Origin of the sequence: Collinsella sp. SGI.095 (genome assembly GCF_050314535.1) — a bacterium.
Lineage (GTDB): Bacteria > Actinomycetota > Coriobacteriia > Coriobacteriales > Coriobacteriaceae > Collinsella.
This window is the reverse complement of sequence record NZ_JBNPNG010000003.1, coordinates 1-26,147: the sequence shown is the minus strand read 5'-3', so window position 1 is coordinate 26,147 and position 26,147 is coordinate 1. Positions and strand designations below refer to the sequence as shown.

19 protein-coding genes and 2 tRNA genes are annotated in these 26,147 nt (G+C 56.6%); 17 read left to right on the top strand and 4 right to left on the bottom strand.

Going from position 1 to position 26,147, the window contains the following annotated elements:
* Window positions 1–9: 9 nt before the first annotated feature.
* Together ACQRCA_RS01690 and ACQRCA_RS01685 are read left to right on the top strand one after the other, a co-directional pair.
* Complete coding sequence (locus ACQRCA_RS01690; RefSeq protein ID WP_427717898.1) at window positions 10–888, top strand: ParB/RepB/Spo0J family partition protein; 879 nt, start codon at window positions 10–12, stop codon at window positions 886–888.
* The gene (locus ACQRCA_RS01685; protein ID WP_427717896.1) at window positions 878–1,132 is read left to right on the top strand and encodes a hypothetical protein; all 255 of its coding nucleotides are present in this window, start codon (window positions 878–880) and stop codon (window positions 1,130–1,132) included. The genes ACQRCA_RS01690 and ACQRCA_RS01685 overlap by 11 nt, the downstream gene beginning before the upstream one ends.
* Window positions 1,133–1,324: 192 nt before the next feature.
* Here the strand turns inward: ACQRCA_RS01685 and rlmN are convergent, their stop codons facing one another.
* The gene (gene rlmN, locus ACQRCA_RS01680) at window positions 1,325–2,377 is read right to left on the bottom strand and encodes a 23S rRNA (adenine(2503)-C(2))-methyltransferase RlmN (protein ID WP_427717894.1); all 1,053 of its coding nucleotides are present in this window, start codon (window positions 2,375–2,377) and stop codon (window positions 1,325–1,327) included.
* 85 nt (window positions 2,378–2,462) lie between these two features.
* Here rlmN and ACQRCA_RS01675 point away from each other — a divergent pair, with 85 nt between their 5' ends.
* Window positions 2,463–3,428, top strand: a complete 966-nt coding sequence (locus ACQRCA_RS01675) for a D-alanine--D-alanine ligase family protein (protein WP_427717891.1) — start codon at window positions 2,463–2,465, stop codon at window positions 3,426–3,428.
* The gene (locus ACQRCA_RS01670; RefSeq protein WP_427717889.1) at window positions 3,422–6,316 is read left to right on the top strand and encodes a helicase C-terminal domain-containing protein; all 2,895 of its coding nucleotides are present in this window, start codon (window positions 3,422–3,424) and stop codon (window positions 6,314–6,316) included. The genes ACQRCA_RS01675 and ACQRCA_RS01670 overlap by 7 nt, the downstream gene beginning before the upstream one ends.
* On the opposite strand, the gene ACQRCA_RS01665 is transcribed toward ACQRCA_RS01670, so the two are convergent.
* Both ACQRCA_RS01665 and ACQRCA_RS01660 read right to left on the bottom strand, forming a co-directional pair.
* Window positions 6,313–7,230, bottom strand: a complete 918-nt coding sequence (locus ACQRCA_RS01665; protein WP_427717887.1) for a helix-turn-helix transcriptional regulator — start codon at window positions 7,228–7,230, stop codon at window positions 6,313–6,315. The genes ACQRCA_RS01670 and ACQRCA_RS01665 overlap by 4 nt on opposite strands.
* Window positions 7,217–8,239, bottom strand: coding sequence for a helix-turn-helix transcriptional regulator (locus ACQRCA_RS01660; protein WP_427717884.1), 1,023 nt, complete (start codon window positions 8,237–8,239; stop codon window positions 7,217–7,219). Before ACQRCA_RS01660 ends, ACQRCA_RS01665 begins: the two co-directional genes overlap by 14 nt.
* Before the next feature lie 198 nt (window positions 8,240–8,437).
* Between ACQRCA_RS01660 and ACQRCA_RS01655 the strand changes: the two genes are divergently transcribed.
* Window positions 8,438–11,548 (top strand): hypothetical protein, encoded by a 3,111-nt coding sequence (locus ACQRCA_RS01655; protein ID WP_427717882.1) that lies wholly within the window; start codon window positions 8,438–8,440, stop codon window positions 11,546–11,548.
* A 20-nt stretch (window positions 11,549–11,568) separates the two neighbouring features.
* Window positions 11,569–11,787 carry a hypothetical protein gene (locus ACQRCA_RS01650; protein ID WP_427717880.1) on the top strand — a complete coding sequence of 73 codons (219 nt, stop codon included), beginning with the start codon at window positions 11,569–11,571 and terminating at the stop codon, window positions 11,785–11,787.
* A 62-nt stretch (window positions 11,788–11,849) separates the two neighbouring features.
* Here the strand turns inward: ACQRCA_RS01650 and ACQRCA_RS01645 are convergent, their stop codons facing one another.
* Window positions 11,850–15,281 (bottom strand): SpaA isopeptide-forming pilin-related protein, encoded by a 3,432-nt coding sequence (locus ACQRCA_RS01645; protein WP_427717878.1) that lies wholly within the window; start codon window positions 15,279–15,281, stop codon window positions 11,850–11,852.
* Window positions 15,282–15,579: 298 nt separating this feature from the next.
* Between ACQRCA_RS01645 and ACQRCA_RS01640 the strand changes: the two genes are divergently transcribed.
* The 11 genes from ACQRCA_RS01640 (at window position 15,580) to ACQRCA_RS01590 (ending at window position 25,488) form a co-directional block, all read left to right on the top strand.
* Window positions 15,580–15,654 (top strand) — tRNA-Gly (locus ACQRCA_RS01640).
* A gap of 386 nt (window positions 15,655–16,040) precedes the next feature.
* Window positions 16,041–17,387 carry an adenylosuccinate lyase gene (purB, locus tag ACQRCA_RS01635; protein WP_154516820.1) on the top strand — a complete coding sequence of 449 codons (1,347 nt, stop codon included), beginning with the start codon at window positions 16,041–16,043 and terminating at the stop codon, window positions 17,385–17,387.
* Between the two features lie 129 nt (window positions 17,388–17,516).
* The gene (locus ACQRCA_RS01630) at window positions 17,517–17,780 is read left to right on the top strand and encodes a TIGR03905 family TSCPD domain-containing protein (protein WP_427717875.1); all 264 of its coding nucleotides are present in this window, start codon (window positions 17,517–17,519) and stop codon (window positions 17,778–17,780) included.
* Between the two features lie 47 nt (window positions 17,781–17,827).
* On the top strand, window positions 17,828–18,991 hold the full coding sequence (locus tag ACQRCA_RS01625; RefSeq protein WP_427718149.1) for a hypothetical protein: 1,164 nt from the start codon (window positions 17,828–17,830) through the stop codon (window positions 18,989–18,991).
* A gap of 153 nt (window positions 18,992–19,144) precedes the next feature.
* Window positions 19,145–19,867, top strand: coding sequence for a response regulator transcription factor (locus ACQRCA_RS01620; protein WP_006236208.1), 723 nt, complete (start codon window positions 19,145–19,147; stop codon window positions 19,865–19,867).
* An 11-nt stretch (window positions 19,868–19,878) separates the two neighbouring features.
* Window positions 19,879–21,444 carry a sensor histidine kinase gene (locus ACQRCA_RS01615; RefSeq protein WP_154516828.1) on the top strand — a complete coding sequence of 522 codons (1,566 nt, stop codon included), beginning with the start codon at window positions 19,879–19,881 and terminating at the stop codon, window positions 21,442–21,444.
* Between the two features lie 118 nt (window positions 21,445–21,562).
* Window positions 21,563–22,441 carry a phosphoribosylaminoimidazolesuccinocarboxamide synthase gene (locus ACQRCA_RS01610; RefSeq protein ID WP_427718146.1) on the top strand — a complete coding sequence of 293 codons (879 nt, stop codon included), beginning with the start codon at window positions 21,563–21,565 and terminating at the stop codon, window positions 22,439–22,441.
* Complete coding sequence (locus ACQRCA_RS01605) at window positions 22,442–23,017, top strand: hypothetical protein (protein WP_427717870.1); 576 nt, start codon at window positions 22,442–22,444, stop codon at window positions 23,015–23,017.
* A 93-nt stretch (window positions 23,018–23,110) separates the two neighbouring features.
* On the top strand, window positions 23,111–24,391 hold the full coding sequence (locus tag ACQRCA_RS01600) for an aminopeptidase (RefSeq protein ID WP_427717868.1): 1,281 nt from the start codon (window positions 23,111–23,113) through the stop codon (window positions 24,389–24,391).
* Between the two features lie 28 nt (window positions 24,392–24,419).
* A tRNA-Lys gene (locus ACQRCA_RS01595) sits at window positions 24,420–24,495 on the top strand.
* A gap of 195 nt (window positions 24,496–24,690) precedes the next feature.
* The gene (locus tag ACQRCA_RS01590) at window positions 24,691–25,488 is read left to right on the top strand and encodes a TraX family protein (protein WP_427717865.1); all 798 of its coding nucleotides are present in this window, start codon (window positions 24,691–24,693) and stop codon (window positions 25,486–25,488) included.
* Window positions 25,489–26,147 lie beyond the last annotated feature (659 nt).

The window sequence follows — 26,147 nt, the reverse complement described above, 5'->3', positions numbered from 1 at the left end:
CGTGGCGGTTTGGGTCGCGGACTCAATGCATTGGTCTCCGAAGCAGAATATGAGACCGGTGGATCTGCGACGTCCGCATCCAATACTGCTTCGGAAACTAAACTTCCAATCGAAGATATCCTTCCGAACCCCAACCAACCCCGAATTCATTTTAATGAGACCGAGCTTCGAGAGTTGAGTGAGTCGATTCAGGAGCATGGCGTTCTTCAGCCGCTTCTTGTACGCAAGTACGGTAATGGCTATGAGATTATCGCGGGTGAGCGCCGTTATCAGGCTTCTAAGCTCGCTGGACTTGAGGAAGTTCCTGTCATCATAAAAGATGTTGATGATAAACAGATGCTTGCGCTTGCATTGATTGAAAATCTGCAACGCTCTGATCTCAATCCCGTCGAAGAGGCTAAGGGATATCGACAGCTCATCGATGCGAGTGGTATGACTCAAGAGGCCTTGTCGAAGGCTGTTAGCAAGTCTCGCTCTGCAATCACCAATTCGCTGCGCCTACTTGATCTTCCAGAGGTTGTTCAGCAGATGATCTTTGAAGGTAAGCTAACTGCTGGCCATGCTCGTGCAATTCTTGCAGTTCCATACGAAGATGCACGCATTAAGTTAGCTGAGAAGGTTGTTGCGGAGGGATTGTCCGTCCGCGCGACAGAAAATCTTGCTCCGTTGTTTTCTGCCGGAGAGACACCAAAAACGCCTCGAACCGCAACGCCTCAGTCTTTTAAGAAGGCGGCACGCGTTCTGCGTCAGGTGTTTAACACGAACGTTCGCGTAAAGAGCTCGCGCGGCAAGAACAAGATCGAGATTGAATTTAAGGATGAAGAGGAACTCTCTCGCATTCTGGGCGAAATCATTCAGTGTGATCAAGGAGGTCAGGATGAGGAATAAAGTTCTGACTGTTGTCGCTTTGGCTGCTACTGTTGCAGTTGGCGCTTTTGCCGGTTATAAGATTGCGACAGATGATGAATTGCGTGGTCGTTTACTTCGCGGAGCGCAGGATATCGTTGATACCTCAAAAAAGAAAATGGATGTTATGACCGAGGACGTTGCCATGCGTACGGCTCAGATGACTAAGAATCCCAAGATCAACCAAGATTGGGTTAATCATCAATGGGAAAATGTAGGCTTTTAGGTACCTAACAATGACTCATCCATTCTGAAGGGTTCCTTGTCTGATCACCAGTACAGGGATCCCTAATATCGTCCTTAATAATGCTGGACAATCGTATGATGCAGATAATCGATGAATATGAAACAGCCCCGGTTGCAATTAAGCAACCGGGGCTTTCTGATGTTTCACATGAAACGTTTAGGCTGGTCTCCCCTACGCGTTCTTCTGTACTTTGAAACGCTGCTTGAGTTGGCCACAAGCCGCATCGATATCGTTGCCACGAGAATTGCGGATCGTGGTCTCGATACCACGGGACTCAAGACGGCGTTGAAGGTCTTCTACCTTATGGATCGGTGACGGCTTGAGCGGACTGCCCTCAATATCGTTGAGCTGAATCAGGTTGACGTGGCACAGCGTGCCCTCGCAGAAGTCGCAGAGCGCCTGCATTTCGGGGTTGGTGTCGTTGACGCCCTCGATCATGGCATATTCGTACGTCGGACGGCGGCCGGTCTTCTCGGTGTAGAGCTGCAGTGCCTCGTGAAGGCGCAGGAGTGTGTATTTCTTGACACCGGGCATGAGCTTATTGCGTGTGGACTGGATAGCGGAGTGCAGCGAGACAGCTAGGGTGAACTGCTCGGGAACGTCGGCAAACTTACGGATGCCAGGAATAACACCGCTGGTAGACACGGTGAGATGGCGCGCTCCAATGCCGATACCGTCGGGATCATTAAGGATGCGCAGCGCCTTAAGAACCTCATCGTAGTTGGCAAAAGGCTCGCCCTGGCCCATGAACACTACGCTTGTCGCGCGCTCGCCAAAATCATTGGAAACGTGAAGTACCTGGTCGACGATTTCCTGGGCGGTCAGCGAGCGCCTGAGGCCGTTGAGACCGGTAGCGCAAAAAGCACAGCCCATTCCGCAGCCGGCTTGGGTGGATACGCAGACAGAGAGCTTGTTGCGACGGGGCATGCCGACGGTCTCGACAGAAATGCCATCGTGGTACTCGAGTAGGTATTTACGAGAGCCGTCCTTGGACACCTGCTTGGTGAGCTCGGTCGGCGTGTCGAAGGCAAATGCCTCCTTTAACTGCTCGCGGAAAGTCTTGGGAAGGTTGGTCATATCGTCAAACGAACAAACGTTCTTCTCAAAAACCCATTCAATGAGCTGCTTCGCGCGGAAAGCGGGCTGGCCGAGTTCGGCCACGAGCTCGCGAATATCGTTTTGGCTCAAGTCGCGAATGTCCTGAGATTTAGTCCTGGGATTCATGGAAGCCTTTCGATTTTGGGGAAACGTAGGGGGTATCGCTACAATATGGTATCAGCTGCAGAAATCATAGAGGAGGAGTCTGCCCATGCCGGGTAAAAGCCTAGAGAACATGCACGTAGCGGTCTTGGCGGGCGGCCATTCCGCCGAGCGCGAGATTTCGCTCAATTCGGGAAAGAACGTCGTGGTGGCCCTAAAGGAGGCTGGCTACACTTCGGTGGAGCTGCTCGATACGGCTGCCGATGATTTTATGGTGACTATGGCAACTGGCGATTTTGACGTGGCGTTTATCGCCATGCACGGCGCCGGCGGCGAGGATGGCGCCATGCAGGGAGCCATGGAGACGCTGGGTATCCCCTATACGGCGTCGGGTGTGCTCGCCAGCGCGTGTGGCGCCGATAAAGAGGTTTCAAAGCTTCTGTATGCCAAGGCAGGCATCCCCATTGCCCCCGGTTTGGCGCTTGTGGCGGGCGACGAGGTTGATATCGATCGCATCGTTGAGATTTGCGGCGAGCGTTGCTTTGTAAAGCCCGCCGTCAACGGCTCCAGCTACGGCATCTCCCTGGTACACGAGCCCTCTGAGCTGCCTGCCGCCATCGCCAAGGCCTTTGAGTACGGCGATAAGGTGCTGGTCGAAAAGTGCATCGAGGGAACCGAGATTACCGTAGGCGTCTACGGCGAGGATGACGTACGCGCCCTGCCGATCGTCGAGATTCGCAAGCCTGAGGACTGTGAGTTCTACGACCTGGATGTGAAGTACGTCGATCCCACGGATATCCACCGTATTCCGGCGCAGATTTCGCCCGAAAACTATGCTCGTGCCCAGGAACTAGCCTGTGCGGCCCACAAAGCCCTCGGCTGTCTGGGCATTTCGCGCAGCGATTTTATCGTGAGCGAGGACGGCCCCGTCATCCTCGAGACCAATACGATTCCCGGTATGACCGATACGTCGCTGTATCCGGACGAGATTCGTCATACCAAAGACATGACCTTCCCGCAGGTCTGTGACAGTCTGATTCGCATGGGTCTCCGTCGAGCGGGCATTGCATGCTAATCGAGGACGCTGTATCTCCTGAAACGCCGCAGTTTGTCATTGATTCCTATGCAACGCTTGCCGAGCGTGCCCGCACACAATCGTTTGGCCTTATCGAGGAGGATGTTATCGTCCTCGATACCGAGACCACGGGTCTTTCGGTCCAGGACAACGAGCTTATCGAGATTTCCGCGGCCCGTCTTTCGGGCCGCGAGGTCGTTGACCGCTTTGACACGTTTGTGCATCCCAAGCAGCTGATCCCTGCCGAAATCACTGAGCTCACAAGCATCACAAACGCCGATGTGGCCGATGCCCCCTCGGCTGTAGAGGCCGTGGCTGCGCTCGCCGATTTTGTGGGCGGGTGCCCGGTTATCGCGCACAATGCCACGTTTGACCGATCATTCATCGAATCGGTCAAGGGCGGTGTCAACGTCAGCGACATCTGGATCGATTCGCTGGCGTTGTCCCGTATCGCGCTGCCGCGCCTGGCATCGCACAAGTTGTCCTTTATGGCCGATCTGTTTGGCTGCGACTCCGTGTCGCACCGTGCAAATGCCGATGTCGATGCCCTGTGTGGGGTGTGGCGCGTGCTGCTGGTTGCCCTTACGGACTTGCCGCAGGGCCTTATGGCGCGTCTGGCGGATATGCACGCGGATGTTCCTTGGTCCTATCGTCCCATTTTCTCGTTTTTGGCAGGTCAAAACCCCGGCTCGATTTTCTCGCTTGCCGCCGCCCGCGCCGACGTGCTCAAGGCCGATCGCGCCGATGATCGCGTGGATGCCGACGAGCTGCCGGTTCTTAACATGCCGAGCCGCGAAGAGATTGAGGCGGATTATGCCCCCGGTGGTCTAGTCAATCGCATGTATCCCACTTATGAGCCGCGCGACGAGCAGATTGCCATGGCGCTCGAGGTGCGCGACGCGTTGGTTACGGATACGCATCGCGTGATAGAGGCCGGTACGGGCGTCGGTAAATCGATGGCGTATCTTGTGCCCTTTGCCGAGGCCGCCCGCCGAAACAACATTACCGTTGGCATTGCGACCAAATCGAATAATCTTGCCGATCAGCTTATGTACCACGAGCTGCCAAAACTCGCCGAACAGCTGGACGGAGGCTTGTCATTCTGTGCGCTCAAGGGATATGACCACTATCCGTGCCTGCGCAAACTCGAGCGCATGAGCCGAAGTCAGGCCGAGATTACCACCAAGCGCGATCCTGCCGACACGCTCACAGCGGTTGCGGTGATCATGGCGTATGTGTGCCAATCTGCCGATGGTGACCTCGATTCGCTCGGCATTCGCTGGCGCAGCGTCAACCGTCCCGACTTTACGACGGCCTCGCGCGAATGCGCTCGCCGCCTGTGTCCGTTCTTTCCCGATAAATGCCTCGTCCACGGTGCCCGTCGTCGCGCGGCGCATGCCGATGTCGTGGTCACAAATCATTCCCTGCTGTTTCGCAACGTTGCGGCCGAAGGGAGAATTTTGCCTCCCATCCGCCACTGGGTAATCGACGAGGCCCATTCCATCGAGCGCGAGGCGCGCCGCCAGTGGGCGCGCGTGGTCTCGGCAGACGAATCTCGCGTGCTATTTGAGCGCCTTGGCGGGTCGAGCTCCGGTGCATTGAGCCAGGTATCTCGTGATTTGGCGACATCCGAAGGCTCCACGCTTTATCTGGGGCTCACCGCGAAGGCGACGTCTACGGTCGCACACGCGAGCATGGCACTCACCGAGGTGTTTGACGGCGTGCGTGAGCTCGGCCGTCGCGCCCGCGGTGGCTATGACAGCGCAAATCTGTGGATTGGCCCCGAGTTGCGCGAGTCGGATGACTGGCATGACTTCTTGCAGTCTGCCAGCGCTACTATCGATGCCCTGGAGCAGGCGGATAAAAATGTCGCCGCGCTGGTGCAGGCTGTCGCTGCCGATAAACCCGAGGTCGTCGTCGACCTGGGCGATATTTCGCGCCGTCTGCACGAGCTGGCCGAGAACCTCAAGCTCATCATTGACGGCACCGACGAGCATTATGTGTACTCGCTGCAGGTCAACCGCCGCCTACGTGCGGGCGGAGAATCCATGACCGCCGAGCGCATCGACATCGGCGAGGCCCTGGCGAACGAGTGGCTGCCCGAGGTGCATACGGCCATCTTTGCCTCGGCAACCATGACGGTGTCCAAGAGCTTTGAGCACTTTAACCATGCCGTAGGCCTCGATCGCATTGGCGCTTCGGCATCCTCGTCACTACATCTGGATTCGAGCTATGACTTCGATTCGAACATGGCCGTAGTCGTGGCGGGGGACATTCCCGACCCTCGCGACCGCGAGGGCTATCTATCCGCGCTCGAGCGCATGCTGGTCGATGCCCATCTTGCCATGGGCGGGTCGGTACTCACGCTGTTCACCAATCGCCGCGATATGGAAGACCTGTATGCTCGGGTTGAGCCCAAGCTGGCGCGTGCCGGCCTGGAACTCAATTGCCAGCAGCGCAATTCGTCTCCCCGTCGCTTGCGCGATCGCTTTATCAACGAGTCGACCTCGTCGCTCTTTGCTCTCAAGGCATTTTGGGAGGGCTTCGATGCCGGCGGCGAGACGCTGAGATGCGTCATTATCCCCAAGCTGCCATTCTCGAGCCCCACCGATCCTCTCTCGTGCGAGCGCAATCTGCGCGAGGACCGCGCCTGGGTACGCTACTCGCTGCCCGAGGCGGTTCTCGAGGTCAAGCAGGCGGCCGGTCGCCTGATTCGTTCATCGACCGATTGCGGCGTGTTGATTTTGGCCGACCCGCGTCTGGTGACGAAGGGTTACGGCAAGAAATTTCTGACATCGCTGCCTACCAGCTCGTATCAGCGCATCGAAACGGCGCAGATCGGCCACTATCTTCAGTTATGGCGCCAAGCGCACGAACGCCATCGCTAAGAACGGAAGGCCATTGCCTCGGCGGCATCACATAGACGCTTTGAAAGGGCGGGGTCGTCTGCGATGCGGATGGCTCCGCCCGCTGCGATAATCTGGCTAAACAGCCAGTTTTCGGAGCTATAGGAAACGGTCACGCTTGCCGTACCCTCCCCATCGGCTTTAATTGACCTGATACCTGCCCACCTCACGCGTTCTGCCATATCGAGCGGCATCAGGAGCTTAACGCTCTGGCTTGCCTGTGCAAGGGAATCGTGCAGGGACGTGGTTTCGGTCGTGTGACGCACGACGGAGTCTTCCGTCAGCAGAAGCTCCTCGATCTTGTCCATACGGTAGGAGCGCTGCCCGTCTGCCTCGACATCCCAGGCAATCAGGTACGTTTGGTCGCCGTTGGTCGTAATCTTTAGGGGGTCGATCAATCGCCTGCGTGGATGCTGGTCGTCCAGGGAGCGGTAGGTGACGAGGCATCGCACGCCATCCTGAATTGCACAGCAGAGTTGCTGCCAATAAGATCCGCGGGCGACGGTATCGTCAACGCGTTGGTTGTATCCGAGTTCCGCCGGAAGGAGTGCGCGCCGGATGCGCGCCGCCGCGCACTCCTCGATTCCGAGTGACTCCAATTCATGATTGAGTACGGCGCCCTCGGCGGCACTCAGGCGAAGCGGCAGCACACGGCCCGCATCGCCGATGAGAACCACACGTTCATCGTGGCATTCGCAAATGATGCGCGCGCCCGATTCGCGGTCTGCGAGCGTCGAGATGATGCCGATGATCTCGTCGAGCGAAGCTCCGGAGATATCGAAGCGACTGCAGATTTCGTCTCGCGTCATGCCCGCCTCGCCGGCGGCATAGAGTGCCTCCATAATGTCGATGGAGCGCGAGAGCCTTTGTTCGCTGGTGAGCTTACGCACGGCCATGAGCGCTCACTGTCCTTTCGATGAGGCGGTTCCACGCCTGCTTGAGTTCGTTGGGCTCTACGGGCCTCATACCGTCAACGCTGTGTTCCATGCAAAATGACGCCGCCGCATTCAGGTCGCGAACGTTAACGGTCCAGGTCCAGCCGTCTTTGGCGTGCTCGAGCCTGCCTCGCCCGCGTGTGAGGCCGTGGACCATGTCGGATTGAGCCTGCGGAGCAAACGAGAAAGTTGCCGTGACGGGTTGGCAATCGGAGAAATCGAATTCAAAGAAGAGGTAATCGTTGAGATTGAAGTCTGCGGGAATGGCGTAGGCCCGCGATGGACGCCACGCACGAACGATGCGATCGCAGCGAAAGGTTCTGATTTCTCCGGTGGCGTCATCTAGGCCGCAAAAGTAGGCTGTTCCTTCGCGCTCGAACATGCCGTAGACGCAAACAGTGCGTTGTCGTTGCTCACCCCGTCCGTTTTGATACAAAAAACGCAGCGCGCATCGGTCGGCAAACGCGCTCCATACCGCATCGACCGTCGGCGAGTGAACAACGGGGGGCTCGGCCGTATTCGTCTCACCGGTAAGATAGGCAATTTTGGAGCGTATGTCGGCGAGTGGGGTCGCAAAGGCCGAAGAGCCCGTGGTGAGGGTCTGATCGATAGCGTTTAGCAGAATGTCGGCATCGTCTGCGGTGATCAAGCCGCCCGCGGCAAACGTATGCTCACGGTCGATTGTCCAGGCGCTCTCCTCGGTCTCCTGGGCACCCGCGGCGCGAACTTCCTTGATCACAATGCCCCGCTCGAGCAGCTTGTCGCGGTCGCGGCGAAACTTTCGCTTATCCGAGTCGACGTTGCCCGATCCGTAGCCTAGGTCGGAATCCAGCACGATCTGCTCGGTTGTTAGAGGCTCGGGGGAACTGTTGAGGACAAAGAAAAGGTTGAGGATACGCTGGGCGGTTTTGTCGAAACCGGGTTCTGGCGCATTTGTTTTGTTTGTCGCGGTCATATCGCTTACCGTCATAGAATCCTCGCATGGGAAGGTTATTTGATGCCATGATTTTAATCCGATATGGAGATTAGGCTATATCCTTGTCCGCTCAGTGCGTTAAGATGCCCAGATTTCGGCCGATTGCGTTCGCTCGGGGTATACTTTCGACTATATACGGTTCTAATGTGCAAGCATTGGGCCTATTTGTCGGATTATGGATGTGGAGCGCACATGGCGAACACCCAGAACTATATCAATCATCTGCTACAGGGCACGGGCATCACGCCGGCGTGCAGCGAAGAAGAGCGTTTGGCTGCCGAGGATATCGCCCAGATCTTCCGCAATCATGGCTTTGATCCCGAAGTCCAGGAATTTAACGCTCCTGCACCCAGCAGGCTGGCATTTGCCGTCACAGGCATTCTGTCTTTTGCCGGCGCCCTGCTTATGGGTATTGGCGGCAGCATCGGCTTAATCGGTGTTCTGCTGGCCATCGTCGGTGCCGTGTTGTATGTGCTCGAGCGTACCGGTCGCCCTGTTATCTCTCGCCTGGGCAAGACGGGCGTGAGTCAAAATGTCATTGCCTATCACAAGGCCACAGGTCCGCTTGCATCTCCGCGCAACCGTCCGGTGGTTGTTGTCGCCCATTACGATTCTCCGCGTGCCGAGCTCCTCGCTCGCGAACCGTACGCGCCGTATCGCGCGCTCATCGCCAAGATGCTGCCGGTCGCCACGATTGTCCCCGCTGCCGTCGCCATTCTGCGTATACTGCCGCTCCCCGGCGCTCTGAAGGTTCTGCTTTGGATCGTTGCGATCCTCGCCTCTCTTGTGGCGCTCGCCAACGCGGCCAATATCATTGCCAACCGTTTTGTTCTTCCCTATACGTCCGGTGCGGTCTGCAATAAGTCTTCTGTAGCCGCGATGCTCGGTGTCATGGATAACGTTGCCCCTTACCAGGGCGAAAACGAGTTCCCTAACGACATTCCGTTTGATGACTATTTTGGTGAGCAAAAGCGTCGTGCCGAGGAGATGGCGCGCGCGGCGGCTGAGTATGCCGCTGCCCAGCAGCAAAACGACTACGGCAACACGATCGAGTACGAAGAACCCTCCTACAACGAGGACGAGTTTGGCCAGCCGATCGCTCCCGAATCCGAGCAGGGCGAAGTTTTTGACGAACAGATCGATGGCTTTGAGGGTGCCTCAGCTGACGAAACCCTGATTGGTGTCATTGCTCCCGAGGCTCAGGCTGAAGCCGAGGTTGCTGCCGAGCCGGTTGCGGATGAGGATGTCGTCGAGTCGATTGGGGCGCCCGCTGCCGCCGAGCCGAGCGAGCCCGAGCCTAAGCTGTATCGCAATGCCGCCGGTAATATCCGCTTTGGTTCTGATGCCATTCGTGCCCTGGGGATGCTTCCCGAGTCGTGCACGCTTGATTACGAAGAGGGCGAGGAGCCGACGATCGATCCTGAGCCTGCTTCGGTTGAACCTGTCGTCGCGCCTGCCGACGAGCCCGTCGTCGATACCGAGCCCGAGACGGAACCCGAGCCCAGCCCTGCACCAGAGCCGGACACCGCTGCACCCGCTCCGGTGGTTCAGGATGTTTACGACGATTCCGCCAGCGATTACGATGAGTATCCGCAGCGCGCTTCCTATGAGAGCGATACCGATTTTTCGGCCGATCTACCGGTCGCGACGCCCCATGCCGATATAGCATCTGCGTTCTCTTCGATTGGAGCCAGCGCTTCAAGCTTCTTTAAGGGCGCACTCGCTAAGGGTAAAAAACTTGTCGACGACCTTGAGGAAAAGCGTGCCGCTGCGCGCGAGGTGGCAGAGCAGGAGGCTATTGCCCACCAGCAGGCTGCCGAGGCCGAGCGTGAGCGTGCGGCGCGGGAGTTTGAACAGCATGAGGCTGAGCAGCCTGCCGCGACGGAGGTCGCCGAGGCTACGACGTCCTTCGAGGCCCAGCAGCCAATCGACGCCACCGAGACGCTCGATGCCGCGAAGTTCGATGCCACGATAACGTTCGAGAAGCAGGGTACTGTCATCGCCGAGCCCCTTTCTGTTTCCGATGAGTCCCAGGATGCTGCAGATGGGATCGAGGCGCCCGAAGCCGAGCCGGCTGAGAGTGTCGATGCCGAGCAGGTTGAGAACGTTGACGCCGAGACGAACACCGCCGACGAGATTGAAGCCGACGCGACGGTCGTCGTTGAGCAAGAAGAGACCCCGGTGATTTCTAACGCCGATGAGTCCAGGCCGTACTCTACGCAGATCTTTACCATGCCTGCCCCGAGCGATCCCGGCTCCACGGTTGCCAACCCCGCATCGGCGCAGGTCGAGACGGTTGATTCGCTCATGGCACAGATTTCGTCCAAGGCTGCACCGCGTCCGCAGATGAATATCCCCGATCCCGCTTCTGCTCCGGTGCTCACACCTTCTTCTTCGCCGCTTGCCTCGGTCCCCGATCCGTCGCTGCCCTCGATGCAGCAGGCCAACGTCGCATCCCGCACATCCCTCTTCGATCTCCCCGACCCCTCGGCTCAGGCCGACGATCCTTTCGCGACAGCTCAGGGGCCCGAGCCCACGTCGGCACCGGTTGCCCCCTCCATGCCCGTTTCTTCGGGCGCTCAGCCCATCGAAACCATCTCGGCTCCCGTCGCCAAGGAGGCAAAGCCTCAGAAGCGTGGTCTGGGCGGCTTGTTCGGACGCAAAAAGAAGAATGAGCAGAACAGCATGAGCGACTGGCTGGGCGTCGAGGATGACTACGATGCCAAGAAGTCTGGCCGCGGTATCGGCTCTTGGGATAACTTTGAGGACGATGATAACGGCTGGAAGGGCGGTGCCACCTCTTCTGACGGCGCTTCTGCTGAGGACATGCTTTCGGCTGTTGCCTCCATGGGTGATGACGAGCTGCTTGGTCACGATATCTGGTTTGTGGCAACGGGTGCCTCGGATTGTGACGGCGCCGGTATGAAGGCGTTCCTCGAAGCCCATCGCGATAAGCTGCGTGGTGTGTTCTTTATCAATCTTGAGTCCATTGGAGCCGGTAGGCTTTCGGTCGTGACGGTCGAAGGCGAGCAGCAGTTGCTCAAGGGTGATCGCCGCATCATGAATCTGGTCAGCAAGGTGTGCAAGTCGTTCCACGTTGATTGTGGCGCGTTTGAGATGCCCTATGCCAAGACCGATGCCTATGCCGCGCTCGAGGCGAGCCGTCGCGCCCTCACAATTGCCGGTGTCGATGGCCCGCGTCTTGCCTGCGCGCGCACCGAAGACGATTTGCCGTACAACGTCAACCCGACGAACATCGCTACGGTGTCCGAGGTTGTCACCGAGGTCATCCGCCGTTCGTAGCGGACCTCTAAGGAGTTAGCGTGTTTTCATACATCAAACGCCATTGGCCCGTCTATGTGGTTCTGTTTTTGATCGCCATCGCTATGGGTCTGGGGGCCGCATATATCGTGGGCGCTAAGGGGTCGACGCCCAGGTCCACGATGAGCGAAGAGGTGGAGCAAGAGCAGAGTTTGGGTGCCGACGGTATTTTGGATGGCGATCTGGAACTTGTTGACGGCGGGTCTGCGTCTACGGAATAGCCTTTGGTTATATACGCCAGATAACGGGCGAGCCGGCATATCGGCTCGCCCGTTATTTCTACCTACTCCTCTTTTGATGCCGAGCTTAGCCAAGTGAGCCAAATTGCTGTGCCACCGGCGGTCAATAATGCGGTGAGAAAAGAGATGATGGGTGCATTGCCCGTATTTGGAAGATCCTGCGGAATGGCGCATTTTTGAACAACACGATCTTTATCGTGCGACTCGAGTTTTTCGCCTCCTCCGTTGCGGCAAAGGTCAACACGGGCACTGTTGGCGAGTGCGGTTTGGGGCGTATAGGATGAGGTTGCACACATCCGGATGATTGCTCCGTGTAAATCCGATTTGAGGGATGCCGCCGCGTCGTCAAGGTCGTCATGCTCGTCTTTAAGCCCATTGCGATTCCAAGAATCGTTGTCGCGCCGGGTCGTAAAGTCTGCGGAAACCGAGCCATACTCAAAGCGAATCCCCGTGATAACAGTGTCGTCCGAAAGCGTAAGGTCCTTTACTTCGAGGGTGGAAGACTCCGTGGTCGAGACATCGGCTTTCCAAAGACTCCAGCCATCGTAATCGACAATCCGCACATCCTCGCCCAGCCGCTCTTTGACCTCGGCTGTCTCGAGCCACGGGTTGGTGTGTTCATCGTCAAGTGTGGCGTTGGCCTTTTCCTTTATGCCCAACTTGTCTGCCGGTGACGTTCGATACCAAACATTGCAGAGCCCGTTTAAGTCGCCGACGGCGATCGGGGTTTTAATGGCGACAAGTTTGGCCGTGCCGTCTTTGGCACATTCGAGATCGTCGGTGACGGTGAACTCGTCGACCCAGGTGCTCGATTCGTTTTGAGCGTCGATGGTGTAGGAATAGGAGCCCTTTCTGTCGGGTTGCGTCGCCGCCCGGTTTTTACCGTCGCCGTTCGCCACTGTTCCCTTTGCGGTTGGCCGCGCGATTTCTTGTCGCTTGTCGACGCTCCCCTTAATCTCAATCGGTGCATCCTTCATGGTTACGGCCTGGATCTTCCCCGTATCCTCGACTTCAAAGGATACGTCTTCAGCGAGGTCATAGGAGCGCGGGGACATTGTTTCGCGTAGGGTATAAGAACCGGGTTCAAGGTGCTCCACGCGATGGGGCTGCTCGGATGATATCCAAGAATCAATTTCTGTTCCATCGGCGTCGCATAAGACCAGTCGGGCGCCTTTAACTTCATGCTTGCCTGTCATATCGACCTTGGAGAAATCGACCTTGGTGTAATCATTGGGCAATTCGATCTGCGACTCGACCACGGGGACCTTCTGGTCGATATAAGTAAGCTCAACGATATGTGCTGTCCGATCAAGTAGATAGCCGTCGGGAGACTGGGTTTCAACGACTTCGTATCGTGCCGTTCCGCAACCCAGCGAAAGGTTGTCTACGCGAGCTTTACCCTGTTCATCGGTTGTGACGGCGGCAACGGCTTCACCGGCAAGGGCGGCAATGTGGCCATCGGGGCAAACGATATCGTCGGCAGCGCGAATTTCAAACTTGGCACCAGATAGGGCACTGCCGTCTACTGCGTCAGCCTTCACGATCTCGATGCTTCCGGTTGCCGCGCTGTTGAAATACGAGACGGCGGCGATAGGTGTGAGATCCGCATCGGCAGGAATCGTCACCTTCAGTTCGTCGCCCACAAGGTAGGGCGCTTTGGCTGCGACTTCTCGTACGTAATATGTGCCCGGCTTGAGCGATTCTGGCAACGTGACGGTGCCGGTCGCATTGGTGGTAAAGGTGTTCATAACGTTGTGCGTCGGATACCAGCATGTTTGAGAGATGGGTTCACGGTTGCTGTTGAGCAGCTGAAAACTAAAGCCGGCAAGGGGGACGGAAGCTCCCGTCTGGGCATCGCGTTTGATGATTTGGAGATGTGTCGAAAGGGTGTGATTGTCCACTATGTACTGAAGCTTGGCTCCGTCGGCGATTTGCTCGGGCGCGATGGTCCAATCTTCTGCCCGCTTGAAGCCTGCGGGAACAGTTTCCGGGACCTCGCGAACGGTATACCCCTCACGATCGTAGGGGATGGCTCCATGGACGCCGTCCGGTCGTGTGCCCGCGCCAAACCAGGCCTTGGGCTGGTCTTTGGTGGATGCGAAGCCATAGATATTTGTCGTCAATGTGCCTACGACCTGCTTAGAGCTGTTGCTGACGATTTCAAAGACGACGCCTTCCGCTGGCTGTTCTAATCCCGATTGCTCGCCGTTCCCGTAATCCTTGAACTTGGAAATCTCGAGGTCAAACGCAACATGAGTATTGGGGATGCGGCGTTCGAGCTCAACGACGCCCATGTCGTTTAGTTGATTGGGGCCGACCGTATAGGTCCAGCTGTCATGGGGGAGCAGGTAGCCCTCTGGTGCTTTCGATTCGTAGAGGGTAAAGGTTCCCAGGGGAATGCCGCTTAAGGTCGCCTGGCCATCGCCTTCGGTCGTGAAGGTGCGCGTCCACCCAGGGGTAGATTGCGAGACACAGGTAAATTCGGCTTTGGCGAGCGAGGTTCCCGCCTGCGCTCCGGCATTCGTGGCGGCATCGGTTTTGACGACACGCAGCGTGATAGAACCTGGCTGCTCGTTGATTGTGACATGTCCGCCGCTCTTTCCGGTGGTAAAGGCAATGCGATCGCGTCGGGACAGATAGCCTGTCGGCGCTTTGGTTTCGATTAGGTAGTATGCCGTGTTGGGCAAAAGTGTTGCCCGTGCACGACCGTTGCCGTCCATTTTGATGCTGCCGACGTGTTTGTCTGCGTTTTCCTCAAAGATGTTAAACGTCGCCCCACCTAACTGATACGTATCGTTCCCGCTGGTAATGACAGTGTCTGCAGATCTTTTCTCAAAGGATACGTTGATGGTGGGCAAAACGTAGAGCATATCCTGGTGCCGGCCTTCGTTAGAGACGGGTCCGTGATAGCGTCTGGCGCGATGCGGGTCGGCCTTAATATTTCCGGCTTTTGCGTTGTCGTAGAGCCAGCGCGCCGCCGCGACAACCTCGGCGTCTTGATCGAACTTGCCGCTTTTGGCAACGCCGGCGTTGTTTGTATACGCAAAAGAGCCATCGGGGCGCGTGGTTCCTTTGAGCATCCACACGGCAATCTGGGTTGCGGCGCGGGCGCGTTCGGCCGTTAGGTTATGGCCGCCAAATGATGTGGCGGAGGGGTATCCATGGCAGATGACGGCGGCAAACTCGTTGTCGAGCCATGTCCAACCCTGATTGTAGGTCCGCCAGGGTCCTCCTGGGCTGCTGGGGCCGGGGCAGTCTTGGTTCATGCAGTAAGAAATCGAGGCGTCTTGTGCCTCGTACTTGCCAATGCCAAACGGTCCGCACATATCGCTGATGGTGCGAAAACTAAGCGTATCGTTTCCATCGACGGCGCAGGCGGTACCAGGCGTGGCGCAGGCTAGAAACAACAAGAGGAATAGGAGCAGCGGTGCTGTTGCGATTGCGCTGTGGACAGAGTGCGTGGGTGCATTGGACATGGCTGCTCCTTATCCTTTGTGCGCCGCGCTGGGAGATTGCGGCGCGTGGGATGAGATTAGCGCCGGGGGTCATACGGGTAAGTACCGCGAGCTGACCAAGAACTTGCCAAGTTCCCAACAGATGGAGACCGGTTTTAGATAATCAAACAAAAGAGCAGGTAGAAGACGGTGTAAAACAGGTTACTCGAGTCCCTGTTTTCGCAATTCGAGCAACAAGAAGATGATTTTCCATGCGTAAAACAAGGGTTAGTGCCCTTGTATCAAACAAGACAACCGCGTTATACTATCCCCCACATATGCGGGCATCGCCAAGTGGTAAGGCATCAGCTTCCCAAGCTGACACTCGCGGGTTCGAGTCCCGTTGCCCGCTCCAGTTAAAAGTACAAGCACGGCACCATCACGGTGTCGTGCTTTTTTCAATAAAGCGCCGGGACTCGAACCCGACAGGGTGTGAGCGTTAAGCAAACGCGAAGCGTTTGTAGCGAGCAGGTGAAGGCGCCGACAGGCGCCTGAAGCCGGTGCGGATTTGCGAAGCAAATGCGCGGATGTCCCGTTGCCCGCTCCAGTTAAAAGTACAAGCACGGCACCATCACGGTGTCGTGCTTTTTTCAATAAAGCGCCGGGACTCGAACCCGACAAGGTGTGAACGTTGGGCAAATGGCAAAATGTTAGGTTAATACCTGCTGCCTATACTTGCACCTGCGCACGGTACAATGGTTGGGTTACGACCAACGTGCCAATAACCAAAAAGGAGCCGCTATGATCGATCGCTATACCCGCCCGGAGATGGGACACATCTTCTCCCTCGAGAACAAGTACGCCATTTGGCAGGAGATTGAGGTTCTGGCCTGCGAGGCCCAGGCGGAGCTCGGCAAGATCGGTATTTCTAAAGAAGAAGCTCAGTGGATCCGCGACCACGCCAACTTTGAGAAGGCGAAGGTCGACGAGATCGAAGAAGTCACGCGCCATGACGTCATTGCCTTCCTGACCAATATGAAGGAGTATATCGACGCCGATGTTCCCGAGGGCGAGCCTAAACCCAGCCGTTGGGTTCACTATGGCATGACCAGCTCTGACTTGGGCGATACGGCCCTGTGCTATCAGCTTACCCAGGCCTGCGACCTAATTATCGAGGACGTCAAGAAACTCGGCGAGATCTGCAAACGTCGCGCTTTCGAGGAGCGTAACACGCTCTGCGCCGGTCGCACTCACGGCATCCACGCCGAGCCTATGACCTTTGGTATGAAGTTTGGCTCTTGGGCCTGGGAGCTCAAGCGCGATCTGGATCGCCTTGAGGACGCTCGCAAGAACGTCGCCTTCGGTGCCATCTCGGGTGCCGTTGGCACCTACAGCTCCATCGAGCCGTTTGTCGAGGAGTATGTCTGCGAGCACCTGGGTTTGGTTCACGACCCGCTGTCCACGCAGGTTATCAGCCGCGACCATCATGCCTACCTCGCTGGCGTCCTCGCCACCACGGCGGCCACCTGCGAGCGTATCGCTACCGAGGTTCGCAATCTGCAGAAGACCGATACACTCGAGGCCGAGGAGCCGTTCCGCAAGGGTCAAAAGGGCAGCTCCGCCATGCCGCACAAGCGTAACCCCATCACCATGGAGAAGGTCTGCGGCCTGTCGCGCGTCGTGAAGTCCAACGCCCAGGTCGCCTTCGACAACGTCGCCCTGTGGCATGAGCGTGACATTTCGCACTCTTCTGCCGAGCGCGTCGCCCAGGCCGATAGCTTTATCGCACTTGACCACATGTTCCAGTGCCTTATCCGCGTTATCGACGGCCTCCAGCTGTATCCGGCTCGCATGATGGCCAACCTCAACAAGACCCGCGGTCTCATCTTCTCCTCCAAGGTTCTGCTGGCCCTCGTCGATACGGGCATTACCCGTGAGGACGCCTACGCAATCGTGCAGGAAAACGCCATGGCGACCTGGCATGAGGTGCAGGACTGCGTTTCCGGCCCCACCTTCAAGGAGCGCCTCGAGGCCGATCCGCGCTGCACCGTCAGCCAGGAGAAGCTCGACGAGATCTTTGATCCGTGGGACTTCCTCACCCGCATCGATACGGTCTTCGATCGTCTGGAGCAGCTGAGCTTCGAGTAGGTTCGGGCATAACGCTAGCTTTTTAGGGCGCTTTGCTGGTAATGTGTGTTGCCGGTAAAGCGCCTCGTTGCATTCATGGAAAGACGGGGATAATAGTCGTCTCGAATGACATTCTGAGAAGGAGATCGCATGATTTCGTTTGATTACAAGCCCCAGGGCGTGTGTACTCGCAATATTCACCTCAATCTTTCCGATGACGGCAGCAAAGTGCTGGGCGTTGAGTTTACCGGCGGCTGCAACGGCAACCTCAAGGCCATCTCTAAATTGGTCGAAGGTGTTTCTTCCGATCGTGTGATTGAGGTGTTGGCCGGCAATACGTGCGGCACGAAAAAGACCTCCTGTGCCGACCAACTTACGCGTGCCATCGAGGCCGCGCGTGCCGAGATTGCCTAATGAGTATTTTTGATCGCGTTAAGAATGGGATAACGCGCCGAGGATTTGTGTTGGGTGGTGCTGCCGCGAGTGCTGCCACGCTGCTTGCGGGGTGCTCGAAAAAAACGGGCACCAGCGACGATGCTGCCGGTGAGCCGCAGGTTATCAAAGATGATTCCAAGATCATCTCGATTACCGAAGAGTATGAGGCCGTCGACATTGATCTTAAGCCGACGGCGTCGTGGACGTTGCCATTGGGGACGCTGCTGTACTACTGCGATGGAGGTTACGCTGCGGCGATGATGGCGCCCGCATCTGCGCTGCATGCCAACACGCTTGGCGTGTTCAACATGGGGGACGGCTCACTCACCACGTTGATTGACGATCCTGTCGAGGGTTCCGGTTATGCGTTTTACGACGTTCGCGCCACCGATAGCGTGTTTGCGTGGGTTGAGATGAACTACGCGAATTCGTCGTGGAAGCTCTATGCGCAAACCCTGTCGGGCGCGGCGCTTACTGGTAATGCCGTTGAGCTTGATCGCGGCGGTGAGGATTACGACCCTCCGCTGTTTACCGCCTTTGACTCGTCGGTCATCTGGTACAAGATGCCTTCGACCGGTGGCAATAAGACCGGCAGCGATTCATATTGCTACCGCCGTTCGCTCGATGAATCTAAAGCGGAGGCAATCTGGAAGTCGACAGGCCGCTTTGCGTCTGCACCGCGCGTGAGCGATGGCATCCTGACTATCTCACCCCGCGTGCGCAATGACGAGGGCGTCTACTACGGCATGACGGCGATCGACCTGACGGACGGCAACAATACCAAGAGGGCTCAGCTGGTCCTTCCTTCGTCGGTATCACCTTTCGAGGCCGTATATATGGGCGATACGTTTGTGTTCTCCATTGAGGCGACCTATGCCGGCGTGGGCGGCCTGGGCAATATGGGTACCTACATTGGTAACGAGGGCGGCCCGTATCAATTTCTATCGCGCGAACCGCTTGCGTGCGCCGCCGGCAGGAAGGGCAAATATCTGGTTAAGGTTCAGGCATCGCATTTTCTGATCGATACCTCCGCTAAAACCTATGGTTCGCTGCTGTCGCCCGACCGCGCTCTCGAATATGGCGATTATCCAGCTACGGCGGGAAAATCGAATACGTTTTTAACCTATGCCACGGTGCGCAATAGCCAAGGAATTCCCGAGACGGTTACCGCTCGCCTGTTCTCTCTTTAGCGCCGAGGGGTTAAAAAGGCGCCGACGGGGGAATAAGCCCATTGTAACCGTGAGTACCGCCCGCCGAGCTGTCGCGCCCATGCGATGCCCGGTGGGCTCAGGTGCGTTAAAATGGGCTTGTTCTTAGCTAATTGAGACAGGGGGGGCCGTGTTATGGCTTCAGATGCAAAAAAGATTCTGCTGGTCGAGGACGAGAAGGCGATCCGTGACGCTGTCGCTGCCTATCTCGAGCGCGAGGGCTACTGGGTTGTTGGCGTTGGCGATGGCCAGTCTGCGATCGAGGAGTTCGAGAAGCACCAGTTCGACCTGGTTGTGCTCGACCTTATGCTCCCCAAGATTCCCGGCGAGCGCGTTTGCCGCACTATCCGCGATACCTCGGATGTGCCCATCATCATGCTTACCGCCAAGGGCGAGATCGAGGATCGCATCATCGGCCTCGAGCTTGGTGCCGACGACTACCTGATCAAGCCGTTCTCGCCGCGCGAGCTCGTCGCCCGCGTTCGAGCCCTATTCCGTCGTGCTCACCAGGCAGACGAGCCCGCCGTTGAGGTACTCGACTTTGGCGATCTGGTCATCGATATCTCGGGCCACAAGATCTTGGTCGAGGGCAAGGAAGTCGATTTGACCGCTTCCGAGTTTAAGCTGCTCACCACGCTTGCTCGCCATCCCGGTCGCGTCTATAACCGTATGGAACTGGTCGAGAAGGTGCTCGGCTACGACTTTGAGGGCTACGAGCGCACCATCGACAGCCATGTGAAGAACCTTCGCGCCAAGCTGGGCGACGACCCCAAGAAGCCTAAGTGGCTCTATACCGTTCACGGCGTCGGTTATCGCTTCGAGGCTCCGGCCAAGACCGATAAGTCGGACGAGAAATAGGTAAATCACATATGACACCTGCGCGCTTTGAAATCGGACAAAAGCACAAGCAGGAGAACGAGGCGGGTTCCAAGGCAAGTTGGAACACGCCTCGTTCCGATTCACGGCCGGCGATGAGCTATCCCTCGCGTATGGCTTTGGCTTTTGCCCTGACATCGCTCATGACGGTATTGGTGCTGGTGGGCGTTGTCTCCGTTGTGTGGGGCACCGTCTTTTCGGATTACACGCGCTCCAATATCGTCGAGATCGCCAATTCTGCTGCCGAAAAGCTTGCGACGTCGTATGAGGAAAACGGCAATTGGACTGCGGGCGAGCTGCGCACGGTCGCGACATCGAGCTTGGTGTCCGACGACCTGGGTATGCAGGTCGTCAACAAAAAGGGCGTTGTCGTTTATGACGACTCATGGCCTTCGGCAAGTGCGACCGCCGATGTGCGCGAGAGCGAATTGCCGTCGAGCAGCTCGAGCGGTAAAAAGGCCTCGCATAGCCCGGTCTCGTCAGCGCCCACCGACTCCGATAGCGTTGCCAACGTCGAAATCGTTACGTCCTCTGGCGAGCATGTCGGACAGGTAAAGCTATGGGCTATCGGCTCCGACGCTCTGCTCACTAAGGCAGATTCTGCGTTTAGGGAGAAGACCTTTAACGCCATGGCTCTTGCCGCGGTTGTTGCAATCTGTATCTCGGTCGTTATCGGATCGCTCGTGTCGCGCATGCTTACCAAGCCGATTCATCGTATTACGAGCACAGCCAAGCAAATTCGCGACGGCGATCTGTCTGCTCGTACGGGCTTGCGCGGCGATGACGAAATCGATCAGCTGGGTGAGACCTTTGACGAGATGGCCACCTCACTCGAGAAAGATATGAAGCACGAAAAGCGCCTGACCTCGGATGTCGCACACGAGCTTCGTACACCGCTCATGGCCATGCTTGCAACGGTCGAGGCCATGCAAGACGGCGTGTACCCCACCGACGACGAGCATCTGGAGACGGTCGCTTCCGAGACGCGTCGCCTCGCTCGTTTGGTGCAGCAGATGCTCGACCTATCGCGTATGGAAAACAGCACGGCTCCGCTCAATCTCGAACCGGTGGACATGGTTCCGTTCGTGCGATCGATTGTGAACGGCCAGGAGCGTCTGTTTGCCGACCGTGACCTTCGCCTTCGCTTTGCAGATGAAACCCAGGGGCACGACGATGTCGTCGAGGCCGATCCCGACATGATCACGCAATGCGTCATCAACCTCATGAGCAACGCCATGCGCTACACCCCCGAGGGCGGTTGGGTCGTAGTGTCGGTGCTCAGTGACCGCAAGCATGTCAGTATTGCCGTTTCGGATACCGGTATCGGTATCGCCAAGGACGATCTGTCGCGTATCTTCGGACGATTTTGGCGCGCCGATGCCAGCCGCGCCCGCGAAGCTGGCGGCCTGGGCGTCGGCCTCGCCGTAACTAAACAGATCGTCGAGCGTCACCATGGCTACATATCCGTGGAGTCGGAGCTTGGAAAGGGTACGACTTTTACGATTCATCTGCCCCGCGAGCACACGGCGGACGCGGCATCTACTACAATGGAGCACTAGCTTTTCGCTATTCGGTGAAGGAGGGGCTGCGTCCCTGCCGCTCCGAGTTTGCGAAAACGTGCGGGAAAGAACCCGCATTTCTATCGTATTTAGGTAAGGAGTGACTCACGTGACAACGATGGAGCGTCGTCCGGATTCCCGTGGCAAGGTTCGTGATATCTACGATGCCGGCGAAAACCTGTTGATGGTCGCCACCGATCGCATTTCTGCGTTCGACTTTATTCTTCCCGACGAAATTCCGTTTAAGGGAGAGGTGCTCAACCGTATCTCGGCGTTCTGGTTCGACAAGTTTGCCGATATCGTCCCCAATCACCTCGTCTCCATCGATCCGGCGGATTTCCCCAAGGAGTTTGCCGAGTATCGTGACTATCTCGCAGGCCGCGCCATGCTGGTTAAGAAGGCCCAGACGATTCCTATCGAGTGCATCGTCCGCGGCTATCTGACCGGTTCGGGCAAGAAGACCTACGACGAGAACGGCACCGTCTGCGGCATCCAGCTGCCTGAGGGCCTGACCGAGGCCTCCAAGCTTCCCGAGCCGCTGTTCACCCCGTCCACGAAGGCCGAGATCGGTGATCACGACGAGAATATCTCGTTTGAGCGTTGCTGCGAGATCGTTGGCGAGGACATCGCCGCGCAGATCCGCGATCTATCTCTTAAGATCTACAAGGCTGCCGCCGATTATGCAGCGACCCGTGGCATCATCATTGCCGACACCAAGTTTGAGTTTGGTGTCATCGATGGCAAGGTCACGCTGATCGACGAGTGCCTCACGCCCGACTCCAGCCGTTTCTGGCCTGCCGCCAGCTACGAGGAGGGTAAGATTCAGCCTAGCTACGACAAGCAATTCGTCCGCAATTGGCTCAAGGCCAACTGGGATATGACGGGGGAGACCCCGCATCTGCCCGCCGAGGTCATCGATGGCACGTCCGAGCGCTATCGCGAGGCCTTCCAGATCATCACGGGCTCCCAGTTTACAAGCATGAAGGAGAACGCGTAAGTGAGTACCCGCAGCGCCACGAACAAGCGCACGCAATCCCACGAGGTTACCGGGGTTGCGCGCAAGTCCGCCGCATCCGCCAAGCCAGCTCGTCAGGCAGCGAGTTCTGTTCGCGTCGTGCCGGCATCATCCAAGGCACGCCGCAAGGAGCTCGAGAAGGGCGAGAGCCTTGAGGGCCTCTCTAAAGAGGAGAAGCGCGCCCGCAAGGCTAAGCGGCGCGCCAAGGAGGACCGCATCTACACGGTGTCGAGCATCCTTCTCAAGCAGGATGAGGACTACACCAAGCGCCGCCGCATCTGGTGGGCCGTGCTTACTATCGGCATGGTGCTCGTCGTGGCCATTTGGTCTTCGCTGTACTTCGCTCCCGCTGGCATGGTGTCCAGCCCCGTCCAGATGGCCGGCATTGTTTTGTCCTACATCGTCATTCTGGGTGACTTCATCTACGACTTCGTGCGCATCCGTCCCTTGCGTAATATGTATCGCGCGCAGGCCGAGGGCATGTCCGATAACAAGCTCAACGCTATCATCGAGCGCTCGGCTGCCAAAGAGGACAAGAAGGCCTCCAAGAAGAAGTAGTAGCGTTACAACCTATAGATATCGCTAAGATATAAGGCGCGTCGTTTTTTGCGGCGCGCCTTTTTACTGTCCTGTAGATAGATGGAGTGGCACATGATTCGAGCTGCCCTGACGGTCGAAGAGGCTCTGGAGGGTATGAAGTCCCTGGAGCCCAAGATTAAAAATTATGCGCGTCTCGTTGTCCGCAAGGGCGTCAACGTTAAGCCCGGTCAGGAGGTCGTCGTTCAGTCTCCCGTCGAGTGCGCGTCATTTGCGCGCGTGGTGGTTGCGGAGGCTTATGACGCCGGTGCCGGTCACGTGACGGTCATCTGGGCTGACGATGCCGTGACGAGGCTTACCTACGAGCATGTCGAGAAAAGCTATTTTGAGCAGACTCCCGAGTGGAAGCGCATGCAGCTGGATTCGTTGGCTCAGGACGGAGCCTGCTTTATCTTTATTGAGGGCACGGACCCTGCTGCCCTCAAGGGCATCGATCCCGCTAAGCCTGCCGCAGCTTCTAAGGCGAGGAACATGCAGTGTAAGGTCTTCCGCCGTGGACTGGACTACAACATTAACCCGTGGTGCATCGCCGGCGCTCCGGTCGCTGCTTGGGCGCGCGAGGTATTCCCGGGAGACGCCGATGAGGTTGCAGTCTATAAGCTGTGGAATGCGATTCTGCACACCGCTCGTGCTGATGGCCAGGACCCGGAGAGCGACTGGGAGCTCCATGACGCCACATTCGAAAAAAACCTGCGCTTCCTAAACGATAATCAATTTGATTGCCTGCACTACACCGCTTCGAATGGAACTGATCTGACGATTGGAATGACGAAAGGCCATGAGTGGGCCGGCGGCAAGGGAAAAACTCCCGACGGTCACCCTTTCTTCCCCAACATTCCCACCGAGGAGGTCTTCACCTCGCCCGATCGTATGCGCGCCGACGGCATCGTGTACTCGGCTATGCCGCTCATTCACCACGGCAATAAGGTTGACGATTTTTGGATTAAGTTCGAGAACGGCCGCGTAGTGGACTATGACGCTCGCGTGGGTAAGGCAACGCTTGCGAGCATTATTGAAACCGATGAAGGTGCTGCTCATCTGGGCGAGGTCGCGCTTATTTCCAAGAACACACCGATTCGTGAAAGCGGCATCCTATTCTACGACACACTTTATGACGAGAACGCCAGCTGTCACCTTGCGTTGGGTGTCGGTTTTCCCGAGTGCATCGAAAGCGGGTATGACATGTCCAAAGAGGAACTTCTGGAGCATGGCGTCAACGTTTCGAGCACGCACGTTGACTTTATGATTGGCACGGACGACATCGATATTACGGGCATTACACCTGATGGACGTGAAATTGTGATTTTCCAGAACGGCCAATGGAGTTGGGAATAGTCTCAGACCGTGGTACAATGCCATCCGCGGGCCGTTAGCTCAGCTGGCAGAGCAGGGGACTTTTAATCCCAAGGTCCAGGGTTCGAACCCCTGACGGCCCACCATAGAATAGAAAAGCGACTGGCGGATGCCGGCCGCTTTTTTGTTGCCGGTGCACGGGTTCGAACCCGAAAGGGCGCGGAGCTGAGGAAACGCGTCAGCGTTTGCCAGCGCAGCGCGCGAGGCGCGGAGGCGCCGAAGCGGCCGCCCGCGCAGCGGGCCCGAACCCCTGACGGCCCACCCAAAGAAAGGAAAAAGAAATGAAAACAGATAGATACGGAATTAGCGGCAGCACATTAAAGATAATAGCGGCCATCTCGATGGTTCTCGATCATGTAAGCAGGATCGTCCTGACCAATGGAATCATGACTCACGCATCGTACAATCAGATATCAGACGAACAGTGGGCGATTCTAAGCGAGGCTTCGGATGTGCTTCATGTTTTTGGCAGAATTGCATTTCCCTTATTTTGCTTTTTGATAGTTGAGGGATTTTTGCATACTCATGACATAAAGAAGTACCTGCGAAATATACTTGTCTTCGCAATCATTGCGGAGCCCATATACGATTTCGTTCAAACCGGGCAGCTATTTGACCTTCGGCAACAGAATGTTATGTATGAGCTCCTGCTTTCCTTGGTCTTTTTGATTATTCTGGAAAAGATACAAAGTCTTTCAAAATGGAAGAGGCACATTGCAGAAATTGCTCTGATTGTTTTGACAGCACTGGCAGCTGAATGCACTAAGCTGGATGGCGGTGCGTATGGCATTCTGCTTGTGGCTGCATTCTATTTATTCCATGACAGCAAAGCTAAGATGTTCTTTGCTGCAGTATGTGCAGTGCTCCTTTCGTCATGCCATATAATTGGCGGCGGATTTGAGTTCACTACAGCTAATATTTTTAATCCTGATGTTGCTGCCGCGATAATTTCGTTGTTGCTTATCAATCTTTATAATGGCAAGCGAGGGCTGAAGCTGAAATATTTCTTCTACATTTTCTATCCGGCACATCTTGCTCTGCTTTATGGTGTCTCGCTTATTGTTTTGAACTGTCTTTAAAAACTCTCAAACAAGTCTCTGAAAGCAGAAACAAATTGACCCTAAGACTGCTTGTGAATTTCCGGAAGACCTGAGAGATGCGAGGATAGACAACGAGGGCTGCAGAAAGATGCTTCTCAGTTCTCTGGCGGATCGCATGAATCTGTATGAGGATCACTTCTACACACTCATTGATAACAGTGATAAACACGGCAGATCCTCAAAACATGAGACTGCGAAGGTCGAAAGATGCTTCGAAAGCATGAATGGCAGCGAGAAAACGAGTTCGGAAGCACCCTCTGGATGCTCCAGCATAGAATAGAAAGCGGTCAACTTCGGTTGGCCGTCTTTTTTTGTCGCCCTTTCATGGGTTCGAACCCGTATCTATCTATATATAAGAACGCTTGGCGAACAAAACCCGCCTTTTACCGATGGGAAACAAATAGCTGATGCCTTTGGAGTAAAGTAGCGCTCCAGAGATGACCGATGTCTCAATACTCATAAAACAGCTGATCATCGCCAATATCAGAAGCCAATGCTTCAGTTTTAACCCCAGTGATGCGACTGAGGTACCTATTCATTTGTGAACAAAATATGGAGTACGGGATTCCCGCCCGCGGGGGCCCTCCGGTCTGGCAATATATCTCCTTGCCGCGCGGCCCGGTCGGACCGGATTGACC

Coding starts and splice junctions, on each gene's coding strand:
- ACQRCA_RS01685 (WP_427717896.1), top strand. CDS start 878: ATGAGGAATAAAGTTCTGACTGTTGTCGCTTTGGCTGCTACTGTTGCA.
- rlmN (WP_427717894.1), bottom strand. CDS start 2,377: ATGAATCCCAGGACTAAATCTCAGGACATTCGCGACTTGAGCCAAAAC.
- ACQRCA_RS01675 (WP_427717891.1), top strand. CDS start 2,463: ATGCCGGGTAAAAGCCTAGAGAACATGCACGTAGCGGTCTTGGCGGGC.
- ACQRCA_RS01670 (WP_427717889.1), top strand. CDS start 3,422: ATGCTAATCGAGGACGCTGTATCTCCTGAAACGCCGCAGTTTGTCATT.
- ACQRCA_RS01665 (WP_427717887.1), bottom strand. CDS start 7,230: ATGGCCGTGCGTAAGCTCACCAGCGAACAAAGGCTCTCGCGCTCCATC.
- ACQRCA_RS01660 (WP_427717884.1), bottom strand. CDS start 8,239: ATGACGGTAAGCGATATGACCGCGACAAACAAAACAAATGCGCCAGAA.
- ACQRCA_RS01655 (WP_427717882.1), top strand. CDS start 8,438: ATGGCGAACACCCAGAACTATATCAATCATCTGCTACAGGGCACGGGC.
- ACQRCA_RS01645 (WP_427717878.1), bottom strand. CDS start 15,281: ATGTCCAATGCACCCACGCACTCTGTCCACAGCGCAATCGCAACAGCA.
- purB (WP_154516820.1), top strand. CDS start 16,041: ATGATCGATCGCTATACCCGCCCGGAGATGGGACACATCTTCTCCCTC.
- ACQRCA_RS01630 (WP_427717875.1), top strand. CDS start 17,517: ATGATTTCGTTTGATTACAAGCCCCAGGGCGTGTGTACTCGCAATATT.
- ACQRCA_RS01620 (WP_006236208.1), top strand. CDS start 19,145: ATGGCTTCAGATGCAAAAAAGATTCTGCTGGTCGAGGACGAGAAGGCG.
- ACQRCA_RS01615 (WP_154516828.1), top strand. CDS start 19,879: ATGACACCTGCGCGCTTTGAAATCGGACAAAAGCACAAGCAGGAGAAC.
- ACQRCA_RS01610 (WP_427718146.1), top strand. CDS start 21,563: ATGGAGCGTCGTCCGGATTCCCGTGGCAAGGTTCGTGATATCTACGAT.
- ACQRCA_RS01600 (WP_427717868.1), top strand. CDS start 23,111: ATGATTCGAGCTGCCCTGACGGTCGAAGAGGCTCTGGAGGGTATGAAG.
- ACQRCA_RS01590 (WP_427717865.1), top strand. CDS start 24,691: ATGAAAACAGATAGATACGGAATTAGCGGCAGCACATTAAAGATAATA.